We start from the raw sequence: 20,047 nt of genomic DNA on the forward strand, positions 1-20,047 counted from the left end.
ACTATAGTAGGCTTTGCTGGTCTTTGGTTTGATAGCATCAATGCCCCCGCTTTGATATTGCTTAACCCATTTGATAACTATCTTATTATCTAGGTTAAATTCCTCAGCTGTAGCACAACCAGTATGTCCTTGCATATAGTATGCGATGACTTGCAGCTTAAAGTCTAGATTATAACGCATAAAAATACCCCATAAGTTGTGTCCAACTTATGGGGGTCAGTTCACTTTGGGGCTTTTATATTTCTGCTTCTATATATTAGCTTTCGCTATCGGTATCATCAGACGCAAGCTTCTCAGCTTGGGTCGGTTTTTTATGATCCGTTTTGGGCTTGCGACTGCGTGCCTTTGGAACCTTCGGCGTCGTCAGGTTAAACATGCCGGTCTGTGGCAGCAATTGCTCAGCCACATTCTCGATCATGTTTTTATAGCTGGCGATGGTGGTCTTAGATTTAGCTGCTTGACTGTCATCTTTGCTCGTTTCTTTAGCAGATTCTTCTACTTTAGATTCGGTTGTTTGCTCAGCCTCTTCTGCATCAGACTTTTCTACATCCGCCTGTGTTGCATCAGCTTCCGTCGTATTGACTCCTTGTGCTTCACTGGCTTGAGCTTCTACACGGTTAGCAGCTGATTGCGCTTGCTCGACTTCTAGCAATTTCTCACTATCAGCGCTGACATGGTCAGCCTGAGCTTGATTGGCCAGTGCTGTCGCTTCAATGTTATGTGCATCCACTTCGCTATTGTTTTGCTTAGTATTTACTAGCGATGCTTCATTGCTCGAAGTCTGCTTTGTAGGAACACTCAACACAGCTGGCTCTTGGTAGTCAGGATGCTGACCGCGTGGATCATTGCTGGCACGCTTGCCAATGGCGCGTAGTTCAACGGCGGTTTTGCCTTGAGCTACTGCAAATTGACTGACTGCTTGAGTCATCGCTGCGAAGCGTGCCAAGTAATCTGCGGCTAATGGCTGGTAGCCATAGTTGCTGAAGTCAAAGCGCTGACTGGCCATATTGTTGCTATGGTTGTCATCGACAGCATTCTCAACGTTGGTGCTATTATCTGCAGATTGCGCTTGCTCGTTATACAAGGCAATTGTTTCAATAAAGCAGCTGATAACGCCATTTTCTGCTAAGCGAGTTTGCGCGTCTGGCAGCGTCGCACGAATAAACTCACCAACGGTGCCACGTATCGCTGCTGCACTTACAGTAGTAGCTTCGACCTGAGGTGTTGCTTTTGCTTGCTGAGCACGTACCACACGTGGGTCGTTGCTAGCTTGACCAAACTTCTCAGCAGTCACGTAACGTTCACCAAACAGTGATTCGTGTGTTAACTCAAGTGCTGAGTTACTCATGCCTTTATTATTGGCACCACTGTCATTAGCTGGAACTTTTTTAGCTTCTTCAGCTTCGCTGACATTATCAGTGGTACCAGTATCAGTGCTCTCAGCTTTCTGTTGCTCGGGTTTGGCTTTGGCCTGCTCTGCATCAGCCGTTTTTGTACTAACTGACTGACTGTCTACGTCGCCAGAAGAGGCCGGTTGGTCTCTAGTAGATGCTGGTTGCGCTTGTTCTGACTGATTTTTATTATCAGTGCTCTGTTTACGATCAGGCGCATTGTTTTGCACCTTAGCGTTAGTAGTCGCCTCTTGGTTGTTTTGAGTCTGATTCTCAGACGTCTCTACCGTACCCTTTTTATTGGCACCTTTTTGGTCAGTATTTTTCTCACTGTTACTAGGCTTGTTGGCAGCTTGCTGAGTAGCGTGATCTTTTGTGCTCTCGTTCTTTGCCGTGCCGTTTGTTGGGCGTTGTTTATCGCTAGATTGAGGCTTAGCAGGCGTGGACTTGCTATCATCTAAAGATAAGTGTACAACTTCTGACGCCTTTAGCTTGGTCGGTGCTTCATTGACTTGTAGCATGACTTCATTAGGGTCCTGACTACGACGTGTGCCAGATTGGTTTTTACCATTGGCATCGTCGCTATTTTTATCATTTTGCTGCTTGTTTTGCTTAACATCGTCAGCCGTTAGCGTCTCACCGCGCTCTAGCTTTCCGCGTGAGCCACGTTGACTATGCGATTTACGCTTAGCGCGGACTTGCTCATCAGCTTTTTGGCCAGTTACGTTGTCTGCGTCATTACGATCGTTTGCTTTTTGGTTATTGTCTTGACGATTGCTGTTGTCTTGACGGTTATTACGATTGCGATCGTTCGTACGTTTGTTTTCTTGTTGACGCTTGTCTTGCTGTTGTTGGCCTTGCGTGTCAGACGATTTCTCATCAGCGCCGCTGTCAGTGCTGCTATTGGTATTGTTAGTCGTCTCGTCAGTCGCTTCTTTTCTTTGACGCGGCTTTGAGTTTCTTGACTTACGCGGCTTACGTCTTCTTCTGTCTTCGTTATTGCTGTCATCAGTATCGCTGTCGTTAGTACGGCGTGTCTGTTGACGATTAGCGTTGCTATCTGATGGTTGGTTGTCGTTTTTCTGATGATTGTTTTGTTGAGTTGGCTGCTCACTATTTGAAGCGGCACTATTCAATGCATTGCTATCAACTTGGCCAAATGAGCCTAAGCTTTGTGCGCCAGTATTTACCAAGGCCTCGATCGCTTCAGCGGCATCGCGACTACTGACACTAGGTGTGGTGGTGGCTTGCGGTGCTTGCGCAAACAGATTTGATAACCAAGCGACTGCTTTTGGTTGAGCAGTGGCTTCCACATTTTGCGTCTGCGGTGCGACTGGAGCTGCAACGTTTTTAGGTTGACTGGCTTGTGGTGCGCGCGCTGGCGCGGCGTCATTAGCATTTTTATGATTACGGCGATCATTGCTATGATTGACGGTATCGTTCTGCGTAGCTGTGCTCTGCTTGTTGTTATCATTTGATGGTTTACGAGGCTGGCGAGTAGGCTGCTGCTCAGGGCGCTCTTTTTCAGCCGTTTGCCAGTCGACATTGTAGCCAAGGTCACTGTGCTCTTGTTGCTGGGTATCAGTGATACGCTCGTAGCTCGATGGGGCAAAGCCATCGCGATTAAAGTGCAGCTTAAAGTTCGGTGACTCTAAATGGGCGTGCGGCAAAATCGTGATACGCGTGCCACTGTCTTGCTCAAGATAAACCAAGCTGTCACGCTTTTCATTTAGCAAAAATGCTGCGATGTCGGTTGGAACTTCCGCTTGTACTTCACCTTGGCGTTCTTTGAGCGCAATTTGTTCAATTTGACGCATGATAGAGAGCGACAATGAACGCAGGTCACGAATCATACCGTTACCATGGCAACGTGGGCAGATATAACCAGTTGATTCTTCTAATGATGGACGTAGACGCTGACGGCTCATTTCCATCAGACCAAATTTAGAGATATCACCAAACTGGACACGAGCACGATCGTATTTGGTCGCATCGATGAGACGCTTTTCGACTTCTTTTTGATGCTTATTATCATTCATATCAATAAAGTCAATAACAATCAAACCACCCATATCACGCAGACGTAGCTGACGGGCAATCTCATCAGCGGCTTCTAAGTTGGTATGATAAGCGGTTTCAGCAACATCTGAACCTTTAGTCGACTTAGCAGAGTTGATATCGATAGAGACCAAGGCTTCTGTTTGGTCGATGACGATTGAGCCACCTGATGGCAGGCGCACTTCGCGCTGATAGGCCGTTTCGATTTGTTTTTCGATATTAAAGCGCGAGAACATCGGCTCGTAATCGGTATATTTGCGTAGCTTTTCGGCTTGTTTTGGCATTACTGCATCAATAAAGCCTGCTGCTTCAATATAAGCGTTTTCGTTATCAATCCAAATCTCAGCGATATCATCACGCAAATAGTCACGGACGGCACGGGTGACAACGCCTGCTTCTTGATGGACCAAGCGCGGTGAAGGGTATTTCTGGTTTTGTTCTTGGATGGCCTGCCAGATATTGAGCAAATGGTTAAGGTCGTGCTGCAAGTCTTCTTGCGTCTTGCCAATACCCGCCGTACGAATGATAACGCTCATGCCTTTTGGCAAATCAAGATTGCTCAGCATGCGTTTCATGTCTTCGCGCAGCTTGCCTGAGATTTGGCGTGAGATACCGCCGCCACGAGGATTATTTGGCATGAGTACCAGATAGCGACCAGCCAAAGAGACATACGTCGATAGGGCAGCGCCTTTATTACCACGCTCTTCTTTTTCGACTTGGACGATTAGCTCGTCGCCTTCTTTAATCAGTTTTTTGATGTTTTCATCACGTGGGTTACCGCTTAGATATTCGGCAGAGATTTCACGAATTGGCAAAAAGCCTTGGCGCTGCGAGCCGTATTCGACAAATACCGCTTCAAGCGATGGCTCAACACGAGTCACATGGCCTTTATAAATGTTAGATTTTTTTTGCTCGCGGGTACGATTTTCTAGGTCGAAATCGTATAGATGATTGCCTGTACATAAGGCGACACGAATCTCTTCGTTTTGAGTTGCGTTGATCAAAATGCGTTTCATATTTATATCCTATGAGTACGCATAACAACGATGAGACAGTCTTTAGAAGATAGTAGCAAGTGTGGCTAATATGACATTAGCATTTGTAGATATCAGTGAACAGTAGAACGTAAATCGTGGGTTTCGTAAAGCACGTGGGCTTTTTCAATGGCTCTTTTACCTGAACTTATGAGCGGTGCTCACATTAATATAAATAAAATAGGGTGTAAGGCTATGATACTTATATTCTATTATCAATAAACTTGGTACATATATGAATATGTCAGCGAATAAAAACTCTCTTAATGTCAGTACGTTCTATTGGTAGTGATGTTGGCGCACGTTGTAAGCGTGGGCGACGGTCAGTTACGGGTCTAAAAAATACTGATATTAAAAAGGCATATTGCGGTAGCCATTCATCCTTCAAAGTCTAACAATAATATCGCGGTCGTGATTGCTACTATATATCGTAGCGTCATCAGTCAGCGGTTATCTATTCAGGCAAAGCGATTGGTTACTCTTTATTTATCGTTCTTTATATATCGTCAATAATATCTTGGGTGTCTCAAGGTTAGGTATCACAGCTTTGGTTATCAGCGGGGCGTACTTGGCAAACAGAGTAATGGACCAGCTTGTCAGCATGGTATCGTATTTACCTCTTTATCGTCATCTGTTTGACCACCAATACTCAGGCAGCTATCGAACTATTTTTCGATCCTAACGCTAACCGACCCATACTTGCTCAACTATGCTGTCATAAAGGACCATCAGATAAGTAATCATTAAATAATAAATAGTTATCAAAAAAAGTCGTTGTCATGCAGTTAGTGAGTCAATGTGGTGTTGTCATCCGTTAATAAATAGACTGATCGTCAAAGTTATTAACGCGATGGTATTTAGTGTCACTATTTGTTTTATGGTACCGAGTAAAATTCAATACGGTGTTTTTAATTTATGGAGCGATATTTGGTAAGTAATACCTTTAAGTAAATAATGCGCCCTAAATCAGATCAAACGTCTAATATCAGCAAGGTAAATAGCATAGACCTCTTTACTAGCAATCAGTAAATACTGGAAAGTAATAAAACGGTGACCAGCTATCTGAAACAACAATGATTATTGCTGTCGCCTCTGCTTAATTGTCGCTCAACATGCTAAACTATAACAAATCTTTGTGTAAATACCTAACTAAAAATGACAAACTCAAAAATGACTGACGACGCTCCTACCCATGAAGCCCCTGCTATTTTCAATAGTAAAACCCGCCCACAAAGCGCTGACGATGAGATTAGCAACTTTGGCAAGGTAAACTACCTTGAAGTGACGCGACATCAACATGACCAGCGTTTGGATAACTTTTTGCTGAACCGTTTAAAGGGTTTGCCGAAATCGCACATCTATAAAATGATTCGCTCAGATGAAGTGCGCGTCAACAATAAACGCTGCAAGGCACATGACAGAGTGCAGCGTGAAGACGTTGTACGTATCGCACCTGTGGAGCTAGCAACGCGCGAAAAACCCATCATCAGTACTGAGTTTGCCAAAAGCTTGCTGGCACGTGTGGTCTATGAAGATGAAGGTCTGCTAGTACTAAATAAGCCTTCTGGCATTGCAGTGCATGGCGGTAGTGGGTTGGACTTTGGGGTCATCGAAGCCATGCGTGAAGTGACGGGCAAAAAGTATCTAGAGCTGATTCACCGCATCGACAAAGACACATCAGGGCTGTTGATGATCTCCAAAAAACGCTCAACACTCAAAGTATTGCAGCAGCATTTGGTAGATAAAACCATCCAAAAGCACTATCTATGTCTGGCCAAAGGACAGCCTGCGCTTAATGAGCAACGTATCAATGCATCGTTACTGCGTTATACACTTGCTAGCGGTGAGCGCCGTGTCAAAGTAGACGCACAAGACCCACAAGCCAAAGACAGCCAAACCGATATCATCGTTCATGATCGTTTTATGATTAATGGTCAGCCAGTAAGCCTCATCGAAGCCAAGCCACTAACTGGCCGCACGCATCAAATCCGTGTGCATTTGGCTCATATTGGTCATGCCATTTTGGGTGATGATAAGTATAACGTGCATGATAAATCAGGCGTTCATCGTCTGTGTCTCCACGCGTGGCGCTTAGATATTCCGGGTTATGACGCTATTACCGCACCATTGCCAGACGACATGGCGGATTGGCTACCAGAGACAGCCAAGTTGCCTGAATAAGTCTAAATATAATCATTTTGGTCTAAAAATGTAGACCTTTATAGAAACATGAAAACGTCACGATACCTTATTTAATCAATAAGCCGCCGTGACGTTTTCGTATCTGCTATTTACTATTGTTATTCGTTAAGGTGAATCCATGACTGCATCACTTACCACTGATACGCCAGAACTTACTCAACATTCTCAGCCAGCAGATGAGCATCGTCTATCTGATAAGACACTAGTTATTTTTGACTGGGACGGCACGCTGATGGATTCTATCGGCTTAATTGTGGATTCTATGCACGTGGCTGGAGAGGCACATGGATTTGAGACGACTGATAAAGCGGTGAAAGACATCATTGGTCTGAGTTTAATGAATGGTATCGAGATTTTATATCCTTATGCAGATGAGTCGCAGACGCTCGCCATTCAGCAGACTTATGCAGAGTACTATATTGCTAATAGCCACTGCACGCCACTCTTTGAGCCGATAGAGGATATGTTGCAGACTCTGCAGGAGCAGGGCAAAAAGCTTGCTGTTGCAACTGGCAAAAAAAGAAAAGGGCTAGATCGTGTATTGGATGCCTCTGACAGTCGCGATTATTTTGTCATGACACGCTGTGCTGATGAGTCAGGCTCAAAGCCTGATCCGCAGATGTTGACTGATATCTTGGATTACACGCAGCAGCAAATATCTGATGCCGTGTTCATCGGTGACAGTATCTATGATATTCAAATGGCAACCAAACTCGGTATGACCAGTATCGCGGTCAACTATGGCACGGCAACAAGTGCAGAGCTTGCAGAGCAAAATCCGACATATCAGGTTGACACGCCGCAAGCATTGGCTAAGCTATTGTGTGCTTAAATAAAAGCCTTTTTAACTTATATAAAAAAGGGGTTCATCGATATTAACGATAAACCCCTTTTTTTATTTGAGACTATAATTTCTATTTACTTTCTTCTTGACTGCTTTCTTTTTCAATGGCGTCTTCTAACTCATCGCCTTCTAATAATGCAAAAGACGATTCAATGATTTTGTCATTATCCAGTTGATAATCGTACCATCTACCCATGACACCAGCCAGCTCATCCAGACCTTCTTTTCTCAAGGCTGAAAATAACTGGATAGTACAGTTTAAGCCGAGTTTTTTGAGTCTTTTGCGGGTATTGAGTAAGGCATTTTTGGACGCGCCATACTTAAGCTTATCCGCTTTAGTCAGCAAGATGTGTACGGGTAGGTCACCATCTTTTGCCCAATGCAGCATCTGCTCGTCAAAAAACTTTAGTGGGTGACGAATGTCCGTCATAAGTACTAGGCCAGCAAGGCTTGAGCGCGATACTAGATACTCTTCTAGCTCGACCTGCCATTCTTTTTTCATCTCAAGTGGTACAGCGGCATAGCCGTAACCTGGCAAATCAACCAGTCGTCTATCAGGGTTACCGATACTAAAAAAGTTAATCATCTGCGTGCGTCCTGGCGTTTTGGACGAGCGTGCAAGCTGGCGCTGATTGGTCAAAGCGTTGATGGCTGAGGATTTACCAGCGTTCGAGCGTCCTGCAAAGGCAACTTCTAATCCCATATCAGGTGGGCAAAGCTTAAAGGTAGGCGCTGATGTCATAAATTCAGTCTGCTGAATTTTCTGACGGGATTTGGTGTTGAACAGCGCATGTTCGGCAGCAACATCGGTAAACGGGGTATTCATAAATGGCTCATTAATCTTAAAAAATTAGATACGGGTATAAAATTCTGGTTAGCTGGTGGGTTGGCTTAAGCCATGACTTCAATTCAGCAAATATACAAAAAGTGGTAAGAGGCTCTTCTTTATCAGCGCTTACACCTTGTAAAGTTAGCGATTTGATATTATCCGCTATTCTATACTATTACCTGTCTTACTTATTGAAATAACTGCGATTAGCATCATATAAATAGTAGGATAACATTAAAGTTAATTGTTGATTAGAATAAGTTTTTAGTGTTGACAAAGCTGAATATAATTTATCTATGTTTGCATGACATATATTGTTACAATGTTTAATAAAAGACATTTAATAGAACGATTGATGTGACACGTGAAATCTCACGAGGAGGTGCTCTATGTTTTCAATCAATAGACTTCTTAGTAAGGGCTATCATGCTCTAACAGTTGGCAGTGCTGCCTTATTGCTAAGTGGCATCATGATCAGTAGCGCAGGTGCGGCTGATATTGCTACTACTTATGATAACTCATGTGCAGCCTGTCATGATAGTGGCGCACTAAATGCTATCAAAAAAGGCGATAGTGCCAAATGGCAGAAACTTATTGAGCAAAAGGGCATGCCGACACTCATTAAATCTGTCAAAAGTGGCATGATTCAAATGCCAGCAGGCGGTCTTTGTAACACCTGTAGCGATGATGACTACCGCAAGCTTATCGAGTATATGAGCAAGTAGTCCATTTAGAAATGAAGCTTGAAGCGATAAGTAAGATAGAGCGCTGGGTTTACAACCTGAGTGCGCTTTTTATTTTTGCCCTGTATTTTAGGCTATGCTCATCAGAAAACTGATGAATACTACGATTAAGTAGGCAAATGATACAAAGTCTTGCTATAATAATCGAAAATAAACCCTGATGTTAGTAAGTACTTTCAGACTGCTTGTGTCCAAGACCTCAAAATATATGCCACGCCTATGATTAAAGAGGCGACTATATTAGGTATCTTATCCGTGCAATCACTCTAAATAATGCTTACGCCGAGCTAGTAGGATTTGTATCAATGAAAAAGTTAATCGCTGCTGCCAGCTTATGCGTTGCAAGTTTCAGCGTACAAGCTGCTATTATTGTTCCTGAGTATGACGTCGATGCAGGTCAGAAAATTGCAGAAACCGTTTGTGCTGCTTGTCATGGTCTTAATGGGGTCAGTATTGTTCCTGCGCAGCCAAACCTTGGCGGCCAAAATGTGAAGTATCTTTATAAACAGTTAGTTAACTTTAAAGCAGGCTATCGCAAAAACGGTATCATGCAGTCACAGGTTGCTAACTTGTCTCAGCAAGATCTAGCCAACGTGGCAGGTTACTACTCTAGCCAAGCGCCTTGGGGTGTTGGATACGGCAACCCTGCAACGAACCAAGAAGCCACCAAACTATTCTTGGGTGGCGATAAGTCACGCGGTGTGATTGGTTGTGCTGGTTGTCATGGTCCGGATGCTGCAGGTAACCCTTGGGCAGCGTTTCCAAAATTAGGCGGACAGCATGCTCAATACATTGCCACTCAGCTAAAACTATTCCGCGCCGCTGGACGTGCTGATGATATCGATAGCGATGATCAAAAACGTGTCAATGATGCTGCGAAAGAAGGTGAGATAGGTATGATGCAAACCGTTGCATCGAAATTATCAGATCGTGACATTCGTATCTTGTCAGACTATGTGAGTGCTATTCACTAATTAAACGGCACTGATGATCAATATCTGATACGCACGTTGTAGATAGAATTATTGATCATGTCTGAACTACTAAACCCCGATTTCGGGGTTTTTTTATAACTGTTTGTCCCTTATATTGAAAAGACAATGTACAGCTGAATCCTTTACAGAGGCAACTTATTGCTCTGTATAATTATAAATTACCGTTATTCACTTTATACCATACTCAAAAATGCGATTAGCTGTATCGAACTCGTTTTGCTTGCTACTGTCGTTTTTGTGAATGGTATTAGGTCGTTTGGATTGAGATTATGATGATCCGTTATGCTTCTTATTTTATCGCGGTATTGTTACCGTTATTATTATTTCGCTGGTTTGCCCCTGCTTCAATCGGTGAGATCGATTTTTGGTTATTATGGCTGCTAGCAATGGTGTTAGTCGCGTTGCCAGTCGTTTATGCTGAGATAGCTTTGGCTTATCGTAGTGTCGAGGGACCTTTGGCAGGTATGCAAAAGCTCACTCGCGAATCAGATGCAAGCCCAATATGGCGCAGCTTTGGTTGGCTGGCTGCATTGGTTTCTATTGTGATTGCAGCATTGATCATATCAGGTGCCAGCACAGGGATATTAGCTGCCTTGACTGAGCTTAATAGTGCCCCTGATGTGCCAAGTTTTGCGGTTGCCGCAGGGTTGATGGTTATTACTGTGCTATTAAGTCTGCTTGGGACCGCGCCTTTGCCTATTGGCCTCGGATTGATGGTCGTTGGATTTATATTGGGCATCGCAAATGGTGTGCCTAATATTAGTTTTGCTATGACCGATATCAGCTTGGTTGAATGGGCGCGGGCAGTGGCGCTAGCATTGGTCAGTGTTGGTGCGGGTACAGGATTATACTGGTTCGGGCAAAACTTGGTCAGTAAGCAGACGCTCACCGCCGTGGAAGCAAACAGCCAACAAGCACAAAGTAGGGCTGCTCGTGATTATCGTGCCACTAAATTGGTATTACCAATTTGGATTTTGCAGCTATTGGTAGGGGTTGTCGCGTTATTTATTAGTGGTATGTCGTTACCACCGATTGGACAACTACTCTATTGGGCTGGCGTACTATTCGTCGTTAGCTATTTGCTGCATTACAGTACTCAGCAGTTAGCGCATAAGTTTGGGCTGTTAGTCAGCTTGATAATAACTTTTGTTTTAGCGTTGCTACTGGTGGTTGCGATTCCGACGACTTGGCTGGTAGGCATTCTAGTTATAGTGAGTAGCATAGCGGTACTACTATTATCGGTATTTGCAGGATGGCAGATGAAGATCAGTCATTTACGCAAATCATTGAACTTTAGCAGCGAAGCATTCTATAACTTATGGCGAGTTGCGATACGTCTTGTCGTACCGCTGGCATTGCTATTGGCGTTAATAGGTTGGGTGATACAGTGGTTGAGCTAACAGGTGATGGCAGTAAGCATAGCAATGCGCTGCAATCGGAGTTAATGACAGTCTATCTGGCGTATGCGGAAGATGAGCAGCGCCAGCATTATCTGGCGTTAAAGGTTACCCAAGGTACGAGTCTGTATGACGCACTAGGTCAAGCTGGCTGGCTTGAAAGGTTTGCTGAGCTGGCAAAATGGTGTGAGCAAGCAGTAGACATTACAACGCCAACCGCTAAGCGTTGGCATGTGGGCATCTATGCACAAAAACAGCCGCTGAATTATCTATTGCAGCCTTTTGACCGTATCGAGGTATATCGCAGTTTAAGCGCTGATCCAATGTCTCAGCGCAAAAATAAATCTCGCGGTTAAGTTATTATTTATTTTAACTGTTAGTCATTCGAGCTGATAAGTCGTACGGATTACGATGCTGGTAAGCTCTCGATACCTTCGATGCGAGTGACTAAACCATTATCATCAAAGTAAACGACTAAGTGTTGGCTTGCATTTTTGACATCAGCAATGCCTTTACGGCGGCCTTCGGTGCCTGCTTGGTAATCGTAAATGTAATCCCAGCGCTTAGGCTCAAGGGTGTCCCTAATCGCAGGACTGCCAAGGATGTAAAGTACTTGGTTCTGATTCATCCCTACTTTTAGTTTTTGTGCTTGGGTTTGAGTAATTGCTGTGCCTTGAGGCAAATCAATCTTATAAACGCTCAATAGTGAGCAGCCAGACATAGCGACAGTAGCGCTCAGCATACTGGTGATAACAATGTTACGTAGTACGCTGGCATGGCTTAACGGACGAAAATTTAATGTCTTTATCATGGTAAGATGACTCATAAGAAATGAATTAGGCGCGGCCAAAGTTAGATGGTGCGAGTCTGACCGACAATCTTGGACAAATGATACGTCATTTACTTGCAATTGCCTACCACTTACGACATTATTTACCAAACACCACCTGAATGGTTTTATTATTTATATTTTAAATTCATAGGCTTGCACTGCGGTTATTCAGGGAATTATAAAGCAGTCCTTCACCTCATCAGCACTGTTTTGAGGGTGTTAAAACCACTTATATTTAATAAAGAATAATCAGCAACGATTATTTATCTCATATTTTTTAGTTTTTCATTTGCTAAGACTGTCACAGTCAGAAGGGATATTATGGCTTCTTTTACCAATCAAGATTTACGTAGAGCAGGATTGAAGGTTACGTTACCTCGTATTAAGATTTTAGAGCTGCTAGAAAGCGCCGAGTTACACCACATGAGTGCAGAAGAAATATACAAAGCGCTCATCGAACAAGGTGAAGATGTTGGTCTTGCCACGGTCTATCGTGTACTCACCCAATTTGAGCAGGCGGGCATCGTTGAGCGTCATAACTTTGAAAATAACTTGTCAGTGTTTGAAATTACCCAAGAAGAGCATCACGATCACTTGGTTTGCGATGTTTGTGGCAAAATCATTGAATTCCATAATGAGATGATCGAGGAAGAGCAGCTGAAAGTCGCAGAAAAGCACGGCTTTAAACTATCGGGTCACTCGTTAGTCTTATATGGTATCTGTGCTGACCAAGCTTGCAGAGACAGTGCCAAGTAAAGACCTTGGTTATCACTTAAAATTTTATTTTTATACATGACTCTACTATTTCTATATTAAAAAGCCCTCACTATCAACAATGAGGGCTTTTTTGAGTTTAATTTTTCAGTATGTACTGACATCACTCTCAATAGCTTAACTGATGTCTAACGATAAACTATCGGCACCTTCATCTAAATTAGTCTTACCGTTTTTGCTACTGAGCTTAATTTTCAGACGTAAGTCGTTAGGGGAGTCAGCATGCAAAATCGCTTCTTTATAAGTGATCTCTCCTTGTTCATACAAGTCAAAAAGCGCTTGATCAAAGGTTTGCATACCGCTGTCTCGAGAGCGTGTCATGACGTCTTTGATTTCATGCACCTCACCTTTACGGATATAGTCGCTAATCAGCTGTGAGTTTAACAAAATCTCAATAGCAGCACGGCGTCCTTTGCCATCAGGGGTTGGAATGAGCTGCTGAGCGATAATGGCCTGCAAGTTCAGTGACAAATCCATAAATAGCTGATTATGACGACTGGTTTCAAAGAAATGAATAATACGGTCAATCGCTTGGTTGGCATTATTGGCATGCAAGGTTGCAAATACCAGATGCCCTGTCTCAGCGTACTGGATAGCGTAGCTCATGACCTCACGATTACGAATCTCACCAATCAGGATGACATCTGGTGCTTGGCGCAGCGTATTTTTTAGTCCTGCTTCAAATGAATGAGTGTCGATACCGACTTCACGCTGAGTGATGATACAACCACGATGTTTATGGACAAACTCGATAGGGTCTTCTATGGTAATGATATGCCCATGAGAGTTTTGGTTACGATGTCCAATCATAGCCGCGAGCGTAGAGGATTTACCTGTGCCGGTCGCGCCGACCAGCAAGATAATGCCGCGCTTTTTCATGGCCAGTTCTTTGAGCGCTGGCGGCAAGCGTAGTTCCTCAACAGTTGGGATCTTATTCTCAATTTTCCGTAAAATCATTCCTGCCATATCGCGCTGTATGAATGCACTGACCCGAAAACGTGCTTGCTGTGCTTCATCAGATATAGCAAATTGACACTCGTTCGTCTCTTTAAATTCTTTTTGCTGGCTAGGGGTCATCACTCCTTTGACTAACATCATAGTTTGATCAGCGGTCAAAGGGGTTTTACCGACAGGTAAAATTTTTCCATTTACTTTCATGGAAGGCGCTACATCAGCAGTAATAAAAAGGTCAGAGCCATTTTTATTAATCATCAACTGCAATAATTTATCAATGTCCATATCGTACCTGCATTCGATGTAAGTCGATTAAAAGTTATTTAGAGTAGTGTATTAAAGGTCATTCATAGAGACCAATAACAATCTAGCACCATTCACGCTTTTTTGTGATTTGGCTGAGACTATAAAAATGCCTCAGGTTGCTTGGCATAAGGACGAGCCACATCTTTACTGATGGTGCCTTTGCCAACCAAGTTTTTTAGCGTTTGATCGAGTGTAATCATGCCTTCGCCTGCACCCGTTTGGATGGCAGAATACATCTGAGCGATTTTGTTTTCACGTATCAAGTTACGGATAGCGGGCGTGCCTAGCATGATTTCATGGGCTGCCACACGTCCGCCTGCTTGACGACGCAATAGTGTTTGTGAAATAACGGCTTGTAGTGACTCCGATAGCATGGCACGAATCATATCTTTTTCGGCGGCAGGGAATACGTCGATGACACGGTCAATTGTTTTAGCGGCTGAGCTAGTATGCAGAGTGCCGAATACTAAATGTCCTGTTTCTGCTGCCGTCAGTGCCAAACGAATGGTTTCAAGGTCACGTAACTCACCAACCAAGATGACATCTGGATCTTCTCGCAATGCTGAACGTAATGCAGGCTCAAAACCTAAGGTATCGCGGTGCACTTCACGCTGGTTAATCAGGCTTTTTTTCGATTCATGGACAAATTCAATCGGATCTTCAATCGTTAAAATATGCTCTTTACGACTTTCGTTAATATAATCAATCATGGCCGCTAGCGTCGTCGATTTACCCGAACCAGTTGGGCCGGTAACTAACACCACGCCACGTTTGAAGTCTGAGACACGTTTGAATACATCGCCCATCCCTAAGTCTTCCATGGTCAATACTTTGGAGGGAATGGTACGAAATACCGCGCCTGCGCCGCGATTTTGATTGAATGCATTGACTCGAAAACGTGCCAAGTTTGGAATCTCAAAAGAAAAATCTGTCTCAAAAAATTCTTCAAAATCAGCGCGCTGCTTGTCGTTCATAATGTCATAAATAAGCTGATGAACCACTTGGTGCGTCATCGCAGGCATATTGATGCGTGTCATCTCACCATCGGTACGAATCATCGCAGGCATGCCAGCTGAAATATGTAAATCCGAGGCTTTATGTTTGACCGTAAAACGTAGCAAGTCTTCGATACTTAAGGTGTTTTTTTCAGCCATAATCCGATATTCCTATCAATTAGTCAGGGTAAGACAAAAGAGCATAAAGGCACGTGGTAAACTATCCATCAACCGCTTTGTTCAAGCGTAAAATATGGAAGAGTGAACCAGCATGCCGTCTTTACCACCGCTATCATATTCAGTAGCATATGTTAAAGCATGTAACAATATCATAACAAGACTGTGAGTATTTAACCATCTACTCCTTTAAGAAAATATGAAATTAGTCATTTTTTCAGCTGATTTTATATATGGGCGATAAATAATTTTTTATTAAAAATATTTAAATTAAGCAGTCTCAGCCATAAACTTTTTATAAAACCTATTAAAAATTAAGTAAATTTTGAGAGCCTTATATATGACTGATATGAAAGAGACAAATCAAAGTGTTGATAATCAGACGCTTGTCGCTAATTGGCAGCAAGTCAAAGAGCAAATGACCCAAGCCTATGAACGGGCATCTGAGCGAGATAGTAGATCTGCCAACACTACCATTTTGCTAGCCGTGTCAAAAACCAAGCCTGCCAATATGATTGCTACTTTGGCGAATGAAGGACAGCAGCACTTTGGCGAAAACTATCTACAAGAAGCCATTGAAAAAATAAATACGCTAAAATCGAATCCTGCATGCGCGGATATCGTCTGGCATTATATCGGCAGTATTCAGCGTAATAAAACACGCGATATTGCCGAGCATTTTGATTGGGTGCAAACCCTTGAGCGCGATATCATTGCCAAACGTTTAAACGATCAACGCCCAGATGAGCTCCCAGCATTGAACGTATTAATTCAGGTAAATATTGATAACGAAGACAGCAAGTCAGGTTGCCTACCAGCAGAACTGCCAGCATTGATCATAGCGATTAAAGGCTATGAGCGCTTGCAACTGCGCGGGTTGATGATTATCCCTGCCAAAGCAGACACAGATGCTTTTGCACGAACAAAAGCACTATTTGACGATATAAAAGCCAGCCACCCAGAGTTGGATGCTTGGGATACACTTAGTATGGGGATGAGTGGTGATATGGCAGAGGCGATAGACAACGGCTCTACCATAGTGCGTGTTGGTACGGCTATCTTTGGTGCTCGAGATTAGTTTTGTGCGCGAGACTAGAATGCTGCGTCCTAGGCCAATTGAATAAATGATTAATTGGCCAATCAATCAAACCGTATCTTCTCGTTTGGTCACTAGCATTTGCGTGATTTTTAGATTGTCCGTTGCAATGATTTCAAACCGATAATTGGCGTACTCGATGGTGTCGGTTTTTTTAGGAATTTTGCGCAGCATGTACATCATAAAGCCACTGATGGTCTCATAGTTCTCACTGCGCGGTAAATCGACGATATCTAATGCGCGAATGACGTCCTCAATGGGTGTCATTCCATCAATCAGCCATGAGTTGTCTGTGCGCTGAACAATAGGCTGTTCCTCAAGCGTTACCAGCTCGCCCATCACAATGCTCATCACGTCTTTGAGTGTGATAACACCAACCACAAGCCCATATTCATTCACAATGACAGCGAAGTCTGCGCCAGTCGATTTGAACATCTCTAATACTTCAAACAAAGACAAGGTATCGGGGACAAATAGTGCCGGTTTTAATAGAGATTTGTCTGTCAGATTGACCTCTTGCTGATTTAAAACCAAGGCCAGAAAACTGCGAGACTCTACGTAACCCACGATATGTTCTAGGTCGTCATCATGGCAGACCAAAAACTTATTGTGTGGCTGCTCAATCATGATATTTACGACTTCTTCGGTACTTGTCTTGGTATCAAAATATACGATGTTTTCGCGTGGGTTCATCACTGAGGTGACGGTACGCTCCTGCATATCAAAGATATTTTCTATTAGATGATGCTCTTGCTTTTTTAGCACGCCTGCTTCAGCGCCTGCATCCATGACGGCATAGATATCTTCTGGGGTCATATCGTCTTGGCGGATGGTTGAGATACCAAAAAACTTAAAGAGGATATTTGCAGCGCCATCGAACACCCAGATAATGGGTTTTAATACAAAAATCAAGAGAATCATTGGGCGTACAAGGCGGACCGCTATCGCCTCAGCACTCGACATTGCCAAGCGTCTGGGCATGAGATCGGCAAGTAGTGAAAACAAGCTGGTGATGAGTACAAACGATATCACTGAAGCCACCGCTTCACTATTAAACATCTGCTCCAGATAAGGACTGATGGCTGACTCGCCCACAGCACCCGCCGAGATAGCAACCGCATTGAGTACTATCTGTACGACCGTGATAAAGCTCCCAGGATGATCCTGCATATTGAGGACGTCAAGTGCGCGAACATCGCCTTCTTTGGCCATTATTTGCAGTTTGATTTTACGCCCTGCGGCAATGGCAATTTCAGCGGCAGAGACAAAGGTACTCAAGGCAAGTAGAAGGAGAAGAAAAACACTAGCAGTTAGCAAGCTCATGACATACTCGAAAAAGAAGTAAAGGTAATTAAGTCAAAAATAATGGGTGGGTTTATGTGGAAAAATAGGAATATCTATAAATTGTTTGGTGAATAAAAACCAAAAAAGCTGGGCAAGCACCCAGCTAATAGGAAAAATTCGACGTTTTGTCAAACGATCTGACTTGCACCTTTCAACTCATAAATTCGTAAATCATATAAGCTGAAAGGCAAGTGCGATTTAGCCTTTAATTGACCACTTATTGACCAACGGATAGCGGCGTTCACGTCCAAAAGCTTTGTGGCTGATCTTTGTACCGATGGGCGATTGCAAGCGTTTATACTCGCTATTGTCTACCATCTTGATGACTTTTGCGACCATCTCAGCATCAAAGCCTTTATCGATAATTTCCTGATAGCCCATATCTTCATCGATATAAGACATCAAGATACCGTCCAATACATCATAATCAGGCAAGCTATCCTGATCCTTTTGATCTGGACGTAGCTCAGCAGATGGCGGACGAGTAATAACGCGCTCAGGGATGACAGGCGTGTCTTCTAGGCGATTGCGGTAGCTTGCTAACTTATACACTTGTGATTTATACACATCTTTTAGTACGTCAAAGCCGCCAGCCATATCGCCATACAAGGTTGAGTAACCAACCGCTAATTCTGATTTGTTACCTGTCGTGATCACCAAATGACCAAACTTGTTGGAGAGTGCCATCAACACAACACCGCGAGCACGGGCTTGAATATTTTCTTCGGTCGTATCCGCTGGTGATTTGTTAAATAGAGGCGCTAACGTATGACGGATACCTTCGACGGCGTCGAAAATAGGACACACGGTATAAGAGACATTTAAGCGACGTGCTTGTGCTTGTGCATCTTCTAGACTGATCTGAGAGGTGTATTCGTACGGCATCATGACGGCATAGACCTTGTCAGCGCCCAACGCATCAACCGCGATACAGAGCGTCAGTGCTGAATCAATACCACCTGATAGTCCAACGATAATGCCAGAGAATCCTGAGTGATTGACATAGTCGCGTAGACCGACGACTAACGCTTGATACATCTCTGACTCACGGCTTAGGGTCAACGGCGCTTTGGCTTGGTTATTGAACTTAGCCGTTTTGACATCTAAAGTGGCCAATAGTAACTGATTCATGAAGCGCGGTGCTTCATGAGCCACGCTGCCATCGGCTTGCACAGCCATAGAGCCGCCATCAAATACAAGATCGTCTTGACCGCCAACTGCATTGACATAGACGATAGGCAAGTTATTTTCGCGGCTGCGCTTAGCAAGCATGGCTTTACGGTTGTCTTGCTTTTCAATCTCAAAAGGCGAGGCGTTTAAACTAACAATGAGGTCAGCACCTTGTTTTTTGAGTTCAGCAATCGGGTTTTTGTCCCATAAATCTTCACAGATGAGCAGACCAATCGTAATGCCTTTATAGTCAAATAAGACTTGATTACGACCTTTATCAAAGTAACGGCGCTCATCAAATACACCATAGTTTGGCAACATCTGCTTGTGATAGAAGCCCTTTTGATGACCGTTATGTAAGATAGCAGCGGAGTTAAAAGTACCGTGATGATCGACATGCGGATAGCCGACAATCATGACGATATCGTCGATGTCACTCAAGGTAGATAAGGCGCTTTTGACACGGCCTGATAAGCTTGGGCGTAGCAATAAATCTTGCGGAGGGTAGCCTAGTAGCGCCAGCTCTGGAAATACGATAACGTCAGCACCTTGTTCGCGTGCTTGTAATGCAAGCGTGCGCATTTTTTCAACGTTGGTTGCGATATCGCCGACCAAAAAATGTGACTGCGCTAAAGCAAAAGTGACCGTATCTTGTGGTTTGTTGGTCTTGCTGGCTTCATGTGAGGGGTTAAGATTGGGATTATCAGTGTCTTTTGACATTGTTATTGTTCCTATCGATATATTATTAAAATGTGGTGAGTCTGTATTGATTTAAAATAAAATCAAAGTAAGTCCGAAATTCATTCAAAACTGCGCGCTTGCTTATCAAGCTCGAATGTTGAGTTGATATGACAAGCCTAAATCCTACATAAGCGCTTAGACAATGCTTAAAAGCATGATTGCTTA

General features: G+C 43.5%; 16 protein-coding genes. 8 read left to right on the forward strand and 8 right to left on the reverse strand.

Annotated elements, in window-relative coordinates:
- Both AS194_RS04200 and AS194_RS04205 read right to left on the reverse strand, forming a co-directional pair.
- On the reverse strand, positions 1–180 hold a 180-nt coding region (locus AS194_RS04200; protein WP_152978601.1), incomplete at its 3' end, for a helix-turn-helix domain-containing protein.
- 76 nt (positions 181–256) lie between these two features.
- Positions 257–4,465, reverse strand: a complete 4,209-nt coding sequence (locus AS194_RS04205; RefSeq protein WP_058024222.1) for an Rne/Rng family ribonuclease — start codon at positions 4,463–4,465, stop codon at positions 257–259.
- 1,188 nt (positions 4,466–5,653) lie between these two features.
- Here AS194_RS04205 and AS194_RS04210 point away from each other — a divergent pair.
- Together AS194_RS04210 and AS194_RS04215 are read left to right on the forward strand one after the other, a co-directional pair.
- The gene (locus tag AS194_RS04210) at positions 5,654–6,664 is read left to right on the forward strand and encodes an RluA family pseudouridine synthase (RefSeq protein WP_058024223.1); all 1,011 of its coding nucleotides are present in this window, start codon (positions 5,654–5,656) and stop codon (positions 6,662–6,664) included.
- A gap of 139 nt (positions 6,665–6,803) precedes the next feature.
- A complete protein-coding gene (locus AS194_RS04215) occupies positions 6,804–7,517 on the forward strand; it encodes an HAD family hydrolase (protein WP_058024224.1) in 714 nt (237 codons plus the stop codon).
- Between the two features lie 82 nt (positions 7,518–7,599).
- Here the strand turns inward: AS194_RS04215 and yihA are convergent, their stop codons facing one another.
- Positions 7,600–8,355 (reverse strand): ribosome biogenesis GTP-binding protein YihA/YsxC, encoded by a 756-nt coding sequence (gene yihA, locus AS194_RS04220; protein WP_058024225.1) that lies wholly within the window; start codon positions 8,353–8,355, stop codon positions 7,600–7,602.
- Between the two features lie 392 nt (positions 8,356–8,747).
- On the opposite strand from yihA, the gene AS194_RS04225 reads away from it, so the two are divergent.
- The 4 genes from AS194_RS04225 (at position 8,748) to AS194_RS04240 (ending at position 11,849) form a co-directional block, all read left to right on the forward strand.
- Positions 8,748–9,083 (forward strand): c-type cytochrome, encoded by a 336-nt coding sequence (locus AS194_RS04225; protein ID WP_058024226.1) that lies wholly within the window; start codon positions 8,748–8,750, stop codon positions 9,081–9,083.
- A gap of 323 nt (positions 9,084–9,406) precedes the next feature.
- Positions 9,407–10,075: a c-type cytochrome gene (locus tag AS194_RS04230; protein WP_058024227.1), complete on the forward strand. Its 669-nt coding sequence runs from the start codon at positions 9,407–9,409 to the stop codon at positions 10,073–10,075.
- Between the two features lie 290 nt (positions 10,076–10,365).
- A complete protein-coding gene (locus AS194_RS04235) occupies positions 10,366–11,496 on the forward strand; it encodes a hypothetical protein (protein WP_058024228.1) in 1,131 nt (376 codons plus the stop codon).
- Positions 11,484–11,849, forward strand: coding sequence for an RnfH family protein (locus AS194_RS04240; RefSeq protein WP_227511574.1), 366 nt, complete (start codon positions 11,484–11,486; stop codon positions 11,847–11,849). Before AS194_RS04235 ends, AS194_RS04240 begins: the two co-directional genes overlap by 13 nt.
- A gap of 50 nt (positions 11,850–11,899) precedes the next feature.
- On the opposite strand, the gene AS194_RS04245 is transcribed toward AS194_RS04240, so the two are convergent.
- The gene (locus AS194_RS04245) at positions 11,900–12,319 is read right to left on the reverse strand and encodes an outer membrane protein assembly factor BamE (RefSeq protein ID WP_058024230.1); all 420 of its coding nucleotides are present in this window, start codon (positions 12,317–12,319) and stop codon (positions 11,900–11,902) included.
- 327 nt (positions 12,320–12,646) lie between these two features.
- Here AS194_RS04245 and fur point away from each other — a divergent pair, with 327 nt between their 5' ends.
- Positions 12,647–13,081: a ferric iron uptake transcriptional regulator gene (gene fur / locus AS194_RS04250; RefSeq protein ID WP_058024231.1), complete on the forward strand. Its 435-nt coding sequence runs from the start codon at positions 12,647–12,649 to the stop codon at positions 13,079–13,081.
- A 135-nt stretch (positions 13,082–13,216) separates the two neighbouring features.
- On the opposite strand, the gene AS194_RS04255 is transcribed toward fur, so the two are convergent.
- Together AS194_RS04255 and AS194_RS04260 are read right to left on the reverse strand one after the other, a co-directional pair.
- Positions 13,217–14,338, reverse strand: coding sequence for a PilT/PilU family type 4a pilus ATPase (locus tag AS194_RS04255; RefSeq protein WP_058024232.1), 1,122 nt, complete (start codon positions 14,336–14,338; stop codon positions 13,217–13,219).
- A 119-nt stretch (positions 14,339–14,457) separates the two neighbouring features.
- The gene (locus AS194_RS04260) at positions 14,458–15,513 is read right to left on the reverse strand and encodes a type IV pilus twitching motility protein PilT (RefSeq protein WP_058024233.1); all 1,056 of its coding nucleotides are present in this window, start codon (positions 15,511–15,513) and stop codon (positions 14,458–14,460) included.
- 367 nt (positions 15,514–15,880) lie between these two features.
- Here AS194_RS04260 and AS194_RS04265 point away from each other — a divergent pair, with 367 nt between their 5' ends.
- The gene (locus tag AS194_RS04265; RefSeq protein WP_058024257.1) at positions 15,881–16,609 is read left to right on the forward strand and encodes a YggS family pyridoxal phosphate-dependent enzyme; all 729 of its coding nucleotides are present in this window, start codon (positions 15,881–15,883) and stop codon (positions 16,607–16,609) included.
- A gap of 66 nt (positions 16,610–16,675) precedes the next feature.
- Here AS194_RS04265 and AS194_RS04270 read toward each other — a convergent pair whose 3' ends face one another.
- Positions 16,676–17,950, reverse strand: coding sequence for a hemolysin family protein (locus AS194_RS04270; RefSeq protein WP_058024234.1), 1,275 nt, complete (start codon positions 17,948–17,950; stop codon positions 16,676–16,678).
- A gap of 219 nt (positions 17,951–18,169) precedes the next feature.
- Entirely contained in the window at positions 18,170–19,861 is a 1,692-nt protein-coding gene (locus AS194_RS04275) for an NAD+ synthase (protein WP_058024235.1), read from the reverse strand.
- Positions 19,862–20,047 lie beyond the last annotated feature (186 nt).

The organism is Psychrobacter piscatorii (genome assembly GCF_001444505.1).
GTDB classification, from domain to species: domain Bacteria; phylum Pseudomonadota; class Gammaproteobacteria; order Pseudomonadales; family Moraxellaceae; genus Psychrobacter; species Psychrobacter piscatorii_B.